9 protein-coding genes are annotated in these 14,740 nt (G+C 74.5%); 5 read left to right on the forward strand and 4 right to left on the reverse strand.

The annotated features are described in order from the left end of the window. Positions 1–48: 48 nt before the first annotated feature. The 5 genes from KZX45_RS01590 to KZX45_RS01610 all read left to right on the forward strand — a co-directional run bounded on the left by KZX45_RS01590 (position 49) and on the right by KZX45_RS01610 (position 8,724). A complete protein-coding gene (locus KZX45_RS01590) occupies positions 49–1,479 on the forward strand; it encodes an MFS transporter (protein ID WP_248255957.1) in 1,431 nt (476 codons plus the stop codon). A gap of 328 nt (positions 1,480–1,807) precedes the next feature. After that, positions 1,808–3,628, forward strand: a complete 1,821-nt coding sequence (locus KZX45_RS01595; RefSeq protein ID WP_248255958.1) for a glycosyltransferase family 2 protein — start codon at positions 1,808–1,810, stop codon at positions 3,626–3,628. A 10-nt stretch (positions 3,629–3,638) separates the two neighbouring features. Then, positions 3,639–4,370, forward strand: coding sequence for an efflux RND transporter periplasmic adaptor subunit (locus KZX45_RS01600; RefSeq protein ID WP_248255959.1), 732 nt, complete (start codon positions 3,639–3,641; stop codon positions 4,368–4,370). 95 nt (positions 4,371–4,465) lie between these two features. Further along, positions 4,466–6,430 carry a glycosyl hydrolase gene (locus tag KZX45_RS01605; protein ID WP_248255960.1) on the forward strand — a complete coding sequence of 655 codons (1,965 nt, stop codon included), beginning with the start codon at positions 4,466–4,468 and terminating at the stop codon, positions 6,428–6,430. 248 nt (positions 6,431–6,678) lie between these two features. Further along, positions 6,679–8,724, forward strand: a complete 2,046-nt coding sequence (locus KZX45_RS01610) for a DEAD/DEAH box helicase (RefSeq protein ID WP_374112508.1) — start codon at positions 6,679–6,681, stop codon at positions 8,722–8,724. A 125-nt stretch (positions 8,725–8,849) separates the two neighbouring features. Here the strand turns inward: KZX45_RS01610 and KZX45_RS01615 are convergent, their stop codons facing one another. The 4 genes from KZX45_RS01615 to KZX45_RS01630 all read right to left on the reverse strand — a co-directional run bounded on the left by KZX45_RS01615 (position 8,850) and on the right by KZX45_RS01630 (position 14,489). Next, positions 8,850–10,469, reverse strand: coding sequence for a GTPase (locus KZX45_RS01615; RefSeq protein ID WP_248255961.1), 1,620 nt, complete (start codon positions 10,467–10,469; stop codon positions 8,850–8,852). Beyond that, complete coding sequence (locus KZX45_RS01620) at positions 10,466–12,235, reverse strand: dynamin family protein (RefSeq protein ID WP_248255962.1); 1,770 nt, start codon at positions 12,233–12,235, stop codon at positions 10,466–10,468. The genes KZX45_RS01615 and KZX45_RS01620 overlap by 4 nt, the downstream gene beginning before the upstream one ends. Beyond that, entirely contained in the window at positions 12,232–13,584 is a 1,353-nt protein-coding gene (gene hisS / locus KZX45_RS01625) for a histidine--tRNA ligase (protein WP_248255963.1), read from the reverse strand. The genes KZX45_RS01620 and hisS overlap by 4 nt, the downstream gene beginning before the upstream one ends. A gap of 161 nt (positions 13,585–13,745) precedes the next feature. Beyond that, complete coding sequence (locus tag KZX45_RS01630; RefSeq protein WP_248255964.1) at positions 13,746–14,489, reverse strand: MBL fold metallo-hydrolase; 744 nt, start codon at positions 14,487–14,489, stop codon at positions 13,746–13,748. Positions 14,490–14,740: the final 251 nt, after the last annotated feature.

The following is a 14,740-nucleotide window of genomic DNA, read 5'->3' on the forward strand; positions in this document are numbered from 1 at the left end:
CGCGGACATCGGTTGGCCGCGCCCCCGCCGTCCGGGATGATGCAGGGCGTGAGCGCCCAGGACGGCACCGGCGTGGCGGCCGCTCCCGCCGACGCGCGTTCGGCGGGGCCCCGCCCTCCCCGGGATGCGCAGCCGCCCCAGGTGGTCCGGCTGCTGCTGATCGCCTCGGTCGCGCTGATCACCCTGGCCGCGTTCGAGGCGCTCGCGGTGGCGACGGTCATGCCGGTGGTGGTGGACGACCTCGGCGGGCTGCACCTCTACGCCGTCGCCGCCGGTGCTCCGCTCGCGGCGCAGCTCGTGGCCACGGCGGTCAGCGGCGCCTGGTCCGACGCCCGCGGACCGCGCGGCTCCCTCCTGGCCGGCGTTCTCCTCTTCTGCGTCGGCCTCGTGGTGGCCGGCCTGGCGCCGGCCATGGGAGTCCTCGCGGTGGGACGTGCGGTGCAGGGGTTCGGCGCCGGGCTGCTCATGGTCCCCCTCTACGTGCTCGTCGGCTCGATGGTCCCCGCCGCCCGGCAGCCGCGCTTCTTCGCCGCGTTCGCCGCGGCCTGGGTGGTGCCCGGTCTGGTCGGACCCGCGATCGCAGGCACCGTGGCGGACGCTGCGAGCTGGCGGTGGGTGTTCCTCGGGGTACCCGTGCTCACCCTGGCCTCGTCCACCCTGCTGCTGCCGCTGCTGCGGCACGTCCCGCCCGTCCGCCGGGGCCGCCCGGACGCCGTGGCCCGGCGACGCACCCGCACCGTGCTCCTGGCGGCGACCGGCGCGGGGCTCGCTGCCGCCGCGCTGCAGGTGGCCGGGTCCGACGGCGGCACGCCGGGCATCGTGCTCGCGGTCGCCGGGGTGGCCGGCCTCGCGGTGACGATGCGGCTGCTGCTCCCGGCCGGCACCCTGCGGCTCCGGGCCGGGGTGCCCTCCGCGGTGGCGTGCCGCGGGCTCCTCCATGCCGCTTTCGTCAGCGCCGAGACGTTCCTGCCCCTCCTGCTCGTCCGCGTGCACGGCTGGAGCGCACGTGAGGCCGGTCTGGTGCTGACCGTCAGCTCGATCACCTGGGCGGTGGGCTCGGCCGTGCAGGGCAGGGTCCGCGAACCGCGCCGTCGCGCCCTCCTGCTCTGGCTCGGGCCGCTCCTGCTCGCTGCCGGCACGTTCGTGGCGGCGGTGGCAGCTCTGCCCGGCGGGGGAACCTGGTGGGCCGTCGTCGGCTGGACCGTGGCGGGTGGCGGCATGGGGCTCGTGTTCCCCGCCCTGTCCGTGCTCGCCCTGCAGGCCACCCCGCAGGCCGAGCACGGCAGGGTGAGCTCGTCGTTGCAGATGTCCGACGGTCTGGGCGCCGCGCTCGGGCTGGCCGTCGCCGGAGCCGTGTTCACCGCGCTCGTCGGGACCGGCGGCACCGCGGGCTACCTGGCCGGGCTGCTGCTGGCCGCGGTGCTGGCCCTGCTCGCCGTGTGGGCCGGTGCTCGCGCACCGCACCTCGACCGCGGCTGAGTCACCGTCGCCCCGCACCGCCGGGCCCCCCGCCGGTCGGCTTCCGGCGCGCGTCCGGACCGTCCAGAGGCTGCTTCCCCGGGCCGGTGACACTCCTCACCCGGCGCCTGCACAACACCCGCCCGTCGTTCAAACGCACAGGTCCGACCGATATATGGCCTGGCCTGCGAGCACGTCCTCCACCGCCGAGCGGGGCGACCGCCGGCCAGGGGAACCGGCCGCCGACGGTGTAGCCCGCGCCTCACTGTTTCGGGTTGGAGGTGACCGTTCCGTTACCTACGGTCGGCAGAGCCCGCGGACGACCGTCGGGCGAGCCCGTGAGGAACGCATGCCCAAGACGATCAACACACCATCCCGACGCCGCGCCGACCACGGCCGCGGCCCGGCCTGGCGCCCGGTCGAGCACGACCACGTCGGGCCGCGGCGCGCCGACCTGACGACGGCCCCCGTGCTCCCTCGCCGCGTGCTGCGCGAGCGCGACCGCGCCGAGCAGCTCGCCAGCCTGGAGGTGGCGTCGCCCGACCGCCGCGACTGGGAGGCACGCCTGCAGGGCGTCGGACACGGCCAGCGGAACCTCGAGTCGCCGTCGCTGACGATGCTCGTCCTCCTCGCCACGATCGGCGTGCTCCTCTACGCCTCGTTCCTGCTACGCCCCGAGAACTCCGGTGACCTGCTGCCCTGGCTGATCGTCATCGGCTGCGAGTCGGTCATGATGGGCCAGGTCCTCATCTCGCTGTGGACCCAGCTCTCCTCCACGCACAACCCGCGTGACTTCACCTTCAACGAGGCGAGCCGGAACCTCTTCGTCCCGGTCGACTGGGACCTCAACGCCCCGCTCGCCACGGACCAGATGCAGCTCGACGGCGTCCCGGTCACCGTCGACGTGTTCATCACCACGTACGGCGAGCCCGTCGAGACGATCCGTGCCACCGCGACCGCGGCGCGCTCCGTGCGCGGCAAGCACGAGACCTGGATCCTCGACGACGGCCGCTCCCCCGAGGTGGAGGCGCTCGCGGCGGAGCTCGGCGTCCACTACCTCACGCGCCCGGACAACCTGGGCGCGAAGGCCGGGAACATCAACCACGCGCTCAGCAGGACGACGGGTGACTACTTCGTCATCCTCGACGCCGACTTCGTCCCGTCCCCGGACCTGCTCGTCGAGACCATCCCGTTCTTCGCGCAGGAGAAGGTCGCGTTCGTCCAGACCCCGCAGGTCTACGGCAACATCCACAACTTCATCACCCGCGGCGCGGGCTATCTGCAGACGGTCTTCTACTCCCTCATCCAGCCGGGCAAGAACCGGTTCAACTCCGCGTTCTGCGTGGGGACGAACGTGGTGTTCTCCCGCGAGGCGATCGCGGAGATCGGTGGCATGTACACCCGGTCCAAGTCGGAGGACGTCTGGACCTCGATGAAGCTCCACGAGCTGGGCTGGCGCTCGGTCTACATCCCCGACGTGCTCGCCGTCGGCGACACCCCGGAGACCATCGAGGCGTACACGAAGCAGCAGACCCGGTGGGCGACCGGCGCCTTCGAGATCCTCTTCCAGGCCAACCCGCTGGCGAACCGGCGGCTGTCCGTCGACCAGCGTCTTCAGTACTTCGGCACCGCCGGGTTCTACCTCGGCGGCCTGGTCACGTTCGCGCTGCTCCTGCTGCCGCCGCTGCAGATCTTCCTCGACCTCACCCCGATCGCGACCGACCTGCCGCTGTGGGAGTGGGCCCTGTACTACTCGGGCTTCTACCTCATGCAGATCGTCGTGGCGACGTACACGATCGGCTCGTTCCGGTGGGAGACGCTGCTGCTGTCCACCGTGTCGTTCCCGATGTACATCCGCGCGATGGCCAACGCCCTCCTGGGGCGGGACCGCGCCTGGCACGTCACCGGGCGCGCCGGGCAGGCGGCGTCGCCGTTCAACTACATCGTCCCCCAGATGCTGATGTTCCTCGCGCTCGTCGTGACCTCCGTCGTCGGCTTCTGGAAGGCCGAGTGGAGCTCGACCATCACGATCGCGCTGCTGTGGAACACGGCGAACGCCGCCGCGCTGGCGGTCTTCCTCGGCATCGCCGTCCGTGAGGCCTCCGCCCTGCGCCGTGCCCAGCGACCCACCCCGCCCGCCCACGTCGCCGCCCCGGCGCGCGTGGCCTGAGAGGACCCCCGTGAATCTCCGCCGCCTCGTCTCCCTGCTCCTCGGTTCCGCCGTCATCCTCGGGCTCGGTGGGATCGGCCTCGTCTACACCTACGGCCGCGCCCACACCATCAACGCCGTCGAGGCGACCGTCGAGACCGACGTCTCCACCGTCGGCACCCCGTTCGCCGGTCACATCCAGTCGCTCGAGGTCCACGCCGGGGACCGCGTCACCGCCGGCGAGGAGATCGCCCGCGTGCAGAGCCCGAGCCTCGAGCAGTCCCTCGAGACCGGCTTCCCCGAGGAGGGCCTCGGCTACCGCATCGACGGCGACGACGTCATCGTCCTCGCCGCCACCGCGGACGGCGTCGTCGGCAGCACCGAGCTCGCCGTCGGCTCGTTCGTCACCGCCAACACGCAGATCGCCGCGATCGAGGTGGAGGGCACCACGCGGGTGAAGGCGAAGGTGCCGATGAGCGCGTCGGACTTCGCGCGCCTCCCGGCCGGCTCCCCCATGACGGCCAGGCTGCCCGACAGCACCGAGGTCGCCACCGAGGTCTACGAGGTCCAGTTCGAGGAGACCGAGAGCGGCGACTCGATCGCCGTCGTGCGGGGCCGTAGCCCGGAGCTGGCCACGGCCGGCACCTTCACCAACGGCGCTCCGGTCACCGCGCACGTCCAGCTGGACGACGCCGAGGGCCTCGGCTCGTGGGCCGCCCGTCAGCTCGCCGAGCTCATCACGCCGAGCGGCGCCACGATCTGACACCCGCCGGCCCCACCGGGGCGGCGATCGCGGTCGACCACCGCACCCCGCCCACGCACGCACACCACCTCTGGAGCTATGTGACAGTCCGCCGCATGACCACCCTGCTCGCCTCCGCCGTCGTGCTCGCCGGCTGCACCCAGCCCGCCGACGGTGGCGCCTCGACCGAGGAGCCCACCGCGGCGTCCGCGGTCGACGCCACGGCCGCGAGCCTGCCCACGACGTCCGGCCCGTTCGACGGCGAGGTGGCAGTCGCCGACGGCGTGCTGCCGCCCACGAACTCCTGGCTCGCACCCGCGGTCTTCGCGCCGGCGGACCGGCCGGTGTTCACCGGGACGCTGAGCGTGCGGCTCCAGGCCGACGGGCTCGGACTCGGCCTGCCCGAGCCGCAGGCGTCGGACGGCATCCTCATGGGCGCCCACCCGGACCACGTCCAGCTGGACCTGCCCGCCGACGACTACGTGCTCGAGCGGGTCGACGAGCTCTCCGGCACGTTCGCCTACCGCCAGGACGGGCAGACCACCGGCCGGGTCACGATGGCCGAGGGCTGGCCGTATCTCGCGTATGCGGCCGCCACCGCCCAGACGATCCAGCTGCCCGCCTCGACGGTCGCCGCGGACGGCGGGGCGAGCGCCGAGGTCGGCGGGATCATCTACCGCTTCGTCACCGACGGCTCGCTCTCCGGCACCACGCTGGACCTCGTTGAGGGCGGCTCGCTCGTCGTCCACGCCGAGCCCGCCGGCGCCTCCGAGGCCGACCGCGCGGCCCTGCTCGCCGGCGCGGTCCCGCTCTCGGGGACCGACGTCGCGTACGCCGTCGCGGACGGGCGGGCGACCACGACCCTCACCTACGAGACAGGTGGCGCGCCGACCGTGGTCGCGTCCCTGCCGCACCAGGAGACGACGACCGACGGCGAGCCGCTCGCCGCGACCGTCCCGTCCGTCCACGGCGACCTCGCTCTGGCCACCGGGAACGAGGCGACGTTCGCCGTCACCGCCCGGGAGCCCGTGCCCGAGCTCGACCTCGGGAACCTCGACGACGCCGAGCGGGCCCGGGTGACCGAGCAGCTGCGCACCGACGTCGCCTCCGTGTCGTTCGACGCCCCGGACAGCTACTACGCCGGGAAGCAGCTCCAGCGCGCGAGCCAGCTCTACCAGCTCGCGACCGGCCTCGGCCTGGCCGACGAGGCGGCGGCGCTCAAGGGGCAGATGGTCGGCGAGCTCGACAAGTGGTTCGACCCGGAGGGGTGCGCCACCCGCGCCGAGCGCTGCTTCGCCTACGACGACACGCTCAAGGGCCTCGTGGGCATGGAGCCGTCGTACGGGTCCGACGAGTTCAACGACCACCACTTCCACTACGGCCACATGCTGTACGCGCTCGGGGTGCTCGCGGCCGAGGACCCGGCGCTCGGGGAGCGGTACGCCACGGTCGCCGACGCCGTCGCCCACGACATCGCCGCCCCGGAGCAGACCGAGGCGTTCCCGCAGCGGCGCGCGTTCGACGACTGGTGGGGCCACTCGTGGGCGTCCGGCACGGCGCCCTTCGGGGACGGCAACAACCAGGAGTCCTCCTCCGAGGCCGTCAACGCGTGGGCCGGCCTCGCCCTGTGGGCGGACGCGTCCGGCCAGGCGGGCATGGCCGAGCAGGCCCGGTGGATGCTCGCGAACGAGACGGCGACCGCCCTGGAGTACTGGGTGGCCCCCGAGCTGCCCGCCGAGTTCGGGCACAGCAGCGTCGGCATCAACTGGCAGGGCAAGCGGGACTTCGCGACGTTCTTCAACGCCGACCCATCCGCCGTGGTCGGCATCCAGCTCATCCCGATGAGCCCGACCCATGCCGTTTATCTCGCCGAGGAGCCCGAGGCGGTGCAGACGATGGTCGAGGCGGCGGTGCCCGACGGCGACCCGGTCGGGCGCGCTCTCGTCGACTACGTGATCATGGCCCAGGCGCTGACGGACCCGGTGCGGGCCGCCGCGATGCTCGAGCGACTTCCCGCGGAGCAGGTCGACAACGGCAACTCGCCGTCGTACCTGACCGCTTTCGTCCTCAGTCAGGGGTGAACCGCCAGGCCGCGCGGGGCTCGTGAGCAGCGGCTCACGGGCCCCGCGCGGTCGTTGTGCGTGAGGTCACGGGTACCTGACCTGCCGTTCCGCGCACCGGGCCGGTACGCTGGGGTCTCCTGGAGTGCACGTCACCGCCCAGGCCCCAGCGGAAGTTGTCGCATCTCGTCCGGGCCTCACACGAGCGGAACGGTGCTTCGCCGTCCTGGCGTCGTCACCCACACTCCGCCTCGTGAAACGGGTTTCATTTGACCACCCCTGTGACCGACCACGCCCCCGCACGCCTCGCCGAGGACGGCCCCGCCCCTGACGAACTGGTCGCCGCCGCGTCCGACGAGCGCATCGCCGACGCACCTGCCGACTTCGTCGAGCCCATCGCCGACGACGCCCCCGCCGCCGACGACGCCCCCGCCGCGGACGAGCCGCCCGCTGCGGACGAGCCGCCCGCTGCGGTCGAGGCCCCTGCGGCGCCGACGCGCACGTTCGCCGACCTGGGGCTGCCGGCCGACCTCCTCTCCGCGATCGAGGACCTCGGCTTCACCACGCCCACCGACATCCAGGCTGAAGCCATCCCGGTGCTGCTCTCCGGGCGCGACGTCGTCGGCATCGCCCAGACGGGCACCGGCAAGACCGCGGCGTTCGGTCTGCCGCTGCTCGAGGCGGTCGACCCCTCCGAGCGTTCGGTCCAGGCCCTCGTGCTGACCCCCACCCGCGAGCTCGCGATGCAGGTGGCCGACGCCGTCGCCTCCTTCGCGCACCGCACCAAGAACCTCACCGTTCTCCCCGTCTACGGCGGGTCCAGCTACGTGCCCCAGCTGCGGGCGCTGAAGGACGGCGCCCAGGTGGTCGTCGGTACGCCGGGGCGGGTCATGGACCTCATCGAGCGCGGCAGCCTCAAGCTCGGCGGCGTGCGCTTCCTCGTCCTCGACGAGGCCGACGAGATGCTCCGCATGGGCTTCGCCGAGGACGTCGAGCAGATCGCCTCCCACGTGCCGCACGAGCGCCGCACCGCGCTCTTCTCCGCCACCATGCCGGCCGCCATCAAGCGCGTCGCCGCCACTCACCTCACCGACCCGGTCCGGGTCGCCGTCACCCGACCGGCGTCGACCGTCGCGACGGTCCGCCAGACCTACGCCGTCGTGCCGTTCAAGCACAAGACCGGTGCGCTCGCCCGCGTCCTGGCCACCACGGAGGCCGACGCCGCCATCGTCTTCGTCCGCACCAAGGGCACCGTCGAGGACGTCACGATCGAGCTGTCGGCGCGGGGCATCTCCGCGGCCGGCCTCTCCGGCGACGTGGCGCAGAAGGAGCGCGAGAAGCTCGTCGAACGCCTCCGCTCCGGCGGCCTGGACGTCCTCGTGGCCACCGACGTCGCCGCCCGCGGCCTGGACGTCGAGCGCATCGGCCTGGTCGTCAACTTCGACGTCCCGCGCGAGAACGACGCCTACGTCCACCGCATCGGCCGCACCGGCCGCGCCGGCCGGACCGGCACCGCGCTGACCTTCCTCACCCCGCGCGAGCGCGGCCGCCTCTTCCAGATCGAGAAGGCGACCGGCTCCTCCCTCGAGGAGGTGGCGATCCCCACCCCGGCCGACGTCTCCGCCCACAAGGCCAAGCAGCTCTTCACCCAGGTCACCGCACGTCAGGCGGCCGGCCGCCTCGACATGTACCGAAAGGCGATCAACGCCCACCTCGAGGAGACCGGCGCCGACCTGCTCGAGCTCACCGCCACCCTGGTCGCCCTCGCCGTCGGCGACGACGGTCCGCGCCACCGCGACGCGGAGGACGGCGAGAGCCGCCCGCGCGTGCGGCGCGAGGAGCAGGTCGACGACGACGGCGCGTTCGTGGCCGCTCGCTTCGACGAGGGCTTCGCCCCGCGTGACTCCCGTGGCCCCGCCGAGCGTGGCGGGCGCCGCCCCCGGGTGGCGGGCACGCGCTACCGCGTCGAGGTCGGGCACAAGGACGGCGTCCAGCCGGGTGCCATCGTCGGTGCGATCACCGGCGAGGGCGGCCTGCGCGGCTCCGACCTGGGCAAGATCGACATATTCCCCAGCTTCTCGCTGGTCGAGATCAGCGGCGAGATGACCCCCGAGACCACGCGCCGGATCGGTGCGGCACGGGTGGCCGGCCGGCCCCTGCGCATCCGGCCGGACGAGGGGCCGCGCGGGGCCGGCGACCGCCGTGGCTCCGACCGCAAGCCGTTGCGCGCCAAGCGCCTCACCTCGGGTGCCGGCGAGCACCACGCGGAGCGCCCGTACCGGTCCTCGCGGCCCGCGGGCCGACGCTCGTACTGAGCACCCGCCGGGCACGGCGCGCCCGCCAGACACGGCGCGCCCGCTGACACCGCACGACTGACGAGGTCGCCGATCTGGTCGCTGCCCGCGACCGGATCGGCGACCTCGCTGTCTGTCCCGGCTGACTACCCGGCCAGCGCGGTGACCGTCCGGCGGAACGTGACGAACTCGCCGAGCTGCTCCTCCAGCGGCGCGACGATCTGCTCGCGCACCGTCACGTCCACCAGGGCCCGCAGCCGCTGGTCCACCCGTCGGGCGCGCCGGCGAGCGCCGAGGCGTGCCATGACGGAGCCGAGCAGCGCCAGCAGCAGCCCGGCGAGCAGCCCGCCCACCAGCAGCGTGGTGGGCCACGGCACGGGGCCGGCCATCGGGGTGACCGGCTCCGGCAGCCGCAGGTACGCCATCCCGGCGAGGACCCCGAGCCACCCCGCGCCGACAACCGCGGCCGCCAGGAACAGCCACTGCAGCGCGCCCAGGACGCCCCACCAGGCGGGGCGGCGGGTCTGCTCGAGCTCCGCGCCGGCGATGCGCTGGTCGAGCGAGTCGACGAGCCCGGGGATGCGCGCCTCGACGTCCTGGAGGACGTCGTCGCGCCACGCGCCCGGCAGCTGCGTCGTCGACGTGGCGACGAGCGCGTGGGCCGCGGACCGCACCGCGGCCTCTTGGACGGGGGTCGGGCCCGGGAGCGAGGTCCGGGTCAGCGAGCCGTCGTCGCGGGCGGTGTCGAGGTGCAGGCGGCGCATCGGGTCCGGCCGCAGGCGCGAGAGCCAACGCACCGGCGGCCAGCCCACCCGGGCACGGGCCGCCCGCACGTACGAGCCGCGCACCGCCTCGCGGACGGCGTCGACGCCCGCTGCCTGGGCCGCGGAGGCGCTGAGGCGGGCCGCGGCGCGGTCCCCGACCTCGACGGGCGCGCCGTCGCCCTCGATCTCGGCGGCGCGGGCAAGCTCGGCCGCGCTGGTCCGCACGTCCGCGGCCAGGCGCAGCTGGGCAGCGCGGGTGGTCGCCGCGACGGCGGTGATCCGGTCCCGGAGCTCGCCGACCCCTTCGCCGGTACGCGCTGAGACGGCCAGCACCTCCACCCCCGTGAGCCCGTCGCGGGCGAGGATCCCGGCCAGGTCCCGCAGCACGCCGGCGCGCTCGCCCGGGGCGAGCGTGTCGACCTGGTTGAGCACCACGAGGGTCACGTCCGCGTGGGCGGCCATCGGGGCGAGGTAGTCGCGGTGGACCACCGCGTCGGCGTACTTCTGCGGGTCCAGCACCCACACCAGGACGTCCACCGTCCCGGCCATGCGCCCCGCGATGCGGCGGTGCTCCCGGGCGGTGGAGTCGATGTCCGGCAGGTCGAGCAGCACGAGCCCGTCGAGCTCACCCGGACCGGTCGCCCGGGTCCGCTCCGGCACGTCGAGCCAGTCGAGGAGCTCGGCGGCGTCGTCCTCGCCCCACACGGCGGCCAGCGGCCGGGTGGTGGTGGGCCGGCGGGCGGCCGCCCGGGCCACCTGCCGCCCGACGAGCGCGTTGAACAGCGTGGACTTCCCGGACCCCGTCGCCCCGAGGAGGGCGACGACGGTGCGTCCGGCGGCGAGGTTCTGGCGCTGCGCGGCGCGCTGGACGAGGGACTGCGCGCGCTCGAGTGCGGCGGCCGGCAGGTGGCCGGCGGCGACCTCGGCCGCCTCGCGCAGCTTGTCGAGATCCTCGGGCAGGCTCGCGACCGGGTCCGCCCGGCGGCGGCGCAGGAGGCTCACAGGCCAGCCTCCGCCCGGCGCGCGGCCCGCACGGCGGTGATGGCCCCGGCGATCCGCTCCGTCGCCCCGGCGTCGATGCCCAGGTCCGAGAGCGCGTGCCGGTAGCTGTCGGCCTGCTCGGCGAGGAGCGCGCCGGCCCGCGCGTGGAGGTCGTGGCGGGCGGCGGCGGTCATCTTGCGCACGGCGTCGTCGCCGAAGACGGCCTCCAGGAGCTTCTGGGCGACGACGGCGGTCCCGCCGGCGATCGCGATCTCTGCGCCGGTCAGGCCTGCCGTCGAGGCGAACATGACGACCATCAGGGCGATCCCCAACCCGTTGACACCGAAGGACAGCATGCGCGCGGTCAGCCGCTTGTCCGCGCCCTCGCGACGGACCATCCCGAGGAGGTCGTCCTGCCAGCCGCGCACCTCGGCGGCGGCGTCGTCGATGAGGCGCTCCTCGCTGGGCAGGGCTGCGGTGGCGGCGGCGAGGACGCCGCGGGCGCCGGGCTCGCGGCGCCACAGGTGGTCCACCTCGGCGGCGGCGCGCTCGGCCTCGGCGACCAGCAGGGTCTGCAGGCCCGTCTCGATGGCCACCTCGACCTGCTCGGTCGGGGCCGGGCGGCCGCGGAAGAAGTTGCCGATCCGGTCGCGGACCCGGCCGACCTGCGCCTCGACGGAGCGGAAGAAGTCGCCGGTGCCGACGAACTCCTGCCAGCGGGCCAGCACCTCCCCGCGCAGCATGGCGCCGTCCGCGGTGGCGGACATGATGCGGTGGTGCGCCTGGGCGTAGGCCTCGTCGACGTGGCCGGCCAGGCGCACCAGCGTCTGGGTCTGGTGCTGGGCACCCTCGCCGACGAGGGACGCGCGGGCGAGGGCCGCGTCGACGGCCCCGCCGAGGGTCTGGCGGGCCACGGAGGCACGGGAGCCGGCGTCGGCGGCGATGCCGTGCAGCCAGCCCTGCAGCGCGGCGACGTCGTCCGCGGGCAGCAGGCCGTCCTCGGCCATGGTCGTCTCGCTGATCACGAAGAGCGGCGCCCGGCCGAGCCCCTCCTCGTCGAGGCGGGCGGCGAGGTCCTGCCGGACCTCCGCGCTCACCCCGTGGGGGACGCGGTCCAGGACGACGGCGACGACGATGCGGCGGTCGGCCGCCTCGGTGAGCAGCGCCCAGGGGATGGCGTCGCCGTACCGGGCCGCCGTGGTGACGAACACCCACAGGTCGGCGGCCGCCAGGAGCTGGTTGGCGAGCTGGCGGTTCTCGGTGACCACCGAGTCGATGTCCGGGGCGTCGAGGAGGGCAAGACCCCGGGGCAGCGCCGAGGAGGCGCGCAGCTCCAGCTCGCGGTGGACGCCGCCGTCCCCGGTGACGGCGGGCGTCGGCGGCGAGCCGGGCGCCACGGTGACCCGGGCGAGCCCGGGGAAGATCCGGTCGTCGGCGAACCAGGCCGCGTCGTCGGGGTGGTGGACCAGGAGCGGCCGGCGGGTGGTGGGGCGGATCGCCGAGGCGGTGGTGACGTGCTCGCGCAGCAGCGCGTTGACCAGGGTGGACTTGCCCGCCCCCGTCGAGCCGCCGACGACGGCGAGCAGCGGCGCCTCGAGCTGCTCGTAGCGCGGGATCACGTAGTCGGAGAGCTGGTCGAGGACCTCCTGGCGATCGGCCCGGGCCATCGCCGCGTCCTCGATGTCGAGCGGGAGGGTCACCCCCTCGAGCACCCGGCGCAGCTCCCCGAGCGCGCCGAGCACCGCACGGGCGGCGTCGCCCGTGCCCGAGGGCAGCGGGACGGTCATCGCACCCCCGCGCCCTGACCGTCGACGACCCGGGGCCAGCGGTCCTCGGCCGGCGGCTCCCAGGTACCGGCGTCGGCGGGCGACTGGTCGCCGGAGCGGATGTCCTTGACCTCGTCGCCGTCCTCCCCGGGGAACCACACGAACGGGATGCTCCGGCGGTCGGCGAAGCGGATCTGCTTGCCGAACTTCGCGGCGGTCGGGGCGACGTCGGCGGGGATGCCGCGGGCGCGCAGCGCCTTGGCGACCCGGTCGCTGGTGCGCCGGTGCTCCTCGTCGGTCACCGCGACGAGCACGGCGGTGGGAACGGCGCGGGTGGGTTCGGCCAGGCCGTCTGAGAGGACCCGGGCGAGCAGGCGGGAGACCCCGATGGACAGCCCCACGCCCGGGAAGGTCCGCCTCCCGTCCGAGGCGAGGGAGTCGTAGCGGCCGCCGGAGCAGATCGAGCCCAGGTTCTCGTGGCCGACGAGCGTGGTCTCGTAGACGGAGCCCGTGTAGTAGTCGAGGCCGCGGGCGATCTTCAGGTCGGCGACGACGGTGCCCGGCGAGAGCTCCTGCGCCGCCTCGAGCAGGGTGACGAGCTCCTGGAGGCCCGTGTCGAGGAGCTCGGAACGGGCTCCCAGGGCGAGCACCTGGTCGGCCACGGCGGCGTCGCTGCCGCTGATCGAGGCCAGCTCGAGCGCCTGGGCGGCCTGCTCCGGCGTGGCGCCGGCCTCGTCGATGAGCCCCCGGGCGACGCCCTCGGGACCGATCTTGTCGAGCTTGTCGATCACCCGGAGGGCGCCCTCGACGTCCTCCAGGCCGATGGCCTCGTAGAAGCCCTGCGCGACCTTGCGGTTGTTCACGCTGATGCGCACGGGCGGGATCGGCAGCGCGGCGAGGGCCTCGGCCATGACGAGCGGCAGCTCGACCTCGTAGTGGAACGGCAGGGTGTCGGCCCCCACCACGTCGATGTCCGCCTGGGTGAACTCACGGAAGCGGCCGTCCTGGGGCCGCTCGCCGCGCCAGACCTTCTGGATCTGGTAGCGCTTGAAGGGGAACGCCAGCTGCCCGGCGTTCTCGAGCACCCAGCGCGCGAAGGGCACCGTCAGGTCGAAGTGCAGGCCGAGCTGCTTGTCCGCGTCGGCGGCGTCCGGCTCCCCCTCCTCCTGCAGCCGGCGCAGCAGGTAGACCTCCTTGGAGGTCTCGCCCTTGCGGAGCAGCTGGGAGAGCGGCTCGACGGCGCGCGTCTCGATCCCGGCGAACCCGTGGAGCTCGAAGGTGCGGCGCAGCGAGTCGAGCACGTGCTGCTCGACGACGCGCCCCTCGGGGAGCCACTCGGGAAAACCGGACAGGGAGGACGGACGCACCATGGCGCCGATCTTTCCATCCCCGCGGCGTCACGTGCGATTCGGCCCGCCGCACGGACGGTCCGGGTTCGCCGGCGCGGCCTCGGGGCCGACTCACGGGCGAGCTGGCGAGTGGGCTGCGGGAGAGCGTGACCCGATCACCCGGCGCCCGTCCCCGCCCGCGCTCACCGGCCCGAGACGGCGGCGCGCACGTGGGCGTTCATGGCGAGCTCGCGGGAGAGGACCGTCGCGGGGCCGTGGCCGGGCAGCAGCACGGTGGTCGGGGGCAGGGAGCTCGCGAGGGTGCGCAGCGTGGAGATCATCTCGCGCTCGTCGCCGCCGGGCAGGTCGGTGCGCCCGACGGAACCGGCGAAGATGACGTCGCCGCACAGGGCGAAGAGGTAGCGCCCCGTGGCGTCGGCGTGCACGTCCGTCCCCGCCGGGATCACGCCCGGGGTCACCGGTGCACCGCTCACCAGCAGCACGGTGGAGCCGGCGGTGTGGCCGGGCGCAGGGACCGCCCGGAGGGCGACCCCGGGGACGATCTCGGCACCGCCGCCGGAGAGGAGCTCCCCAGGGAAGGGGCGCACGTCCCGAGGCCGTCGCCACGGCTCGCCGGCCAGGTCGGTGAAGAGGGCGGCGAGCGGCTCGCCCAGCGCCGCGGCGGGGTCGTCGAGCCGGTAGCTGTCGGGCGGGGCGACGTAGACGGGGGCATCGCCCGCGACGGCGGCGGCGTCCCAGAGGTGGTCGGCGTGGCCGTGCGTGAGAGCGACCGCGCCCACCCGCAGCCCGTGCTCGGCCAGAAGATGCCGGACCTCGGGCGCCGCGCCCGCTCCCGGGTCGACGACGAGCGCCTCGGCGCCGTCGTGCGGCGCCACCACGTAGCAGTGGGCCTCCAGCACGGTCGTGGTGGTCCTCAGGAGCAGCATGGCCACAGGCTATCCGGACGGCGTCACCGGATCCCCGGCCGTGCCGCCGGTGAGCGCCTCCTGCGGGCTTACGGGGCCCGCCGTGGTCCCCAGGGGTTGCGCAGGTCCCTAGACTGAGAGCCGCGTCACGCGCGCCCGGGTGGGACCAGTGCCTTCCCGGGAGCACGCAACCGTCAGGCTGCGTCGCGTGGGCGACCCGGCACCGCGGTGCCGGGGAAGTACCGAGAACGGTGTGGCAGACGCCAACCCCG

This window comes from Georgenia sp. EYE_87 (assembly GCF_023148685.1).
GTDB lineage: Bacteria > Actinomycetota > Actinomycetes > Actinomycetales > Actinomycetaceae > Georgenia.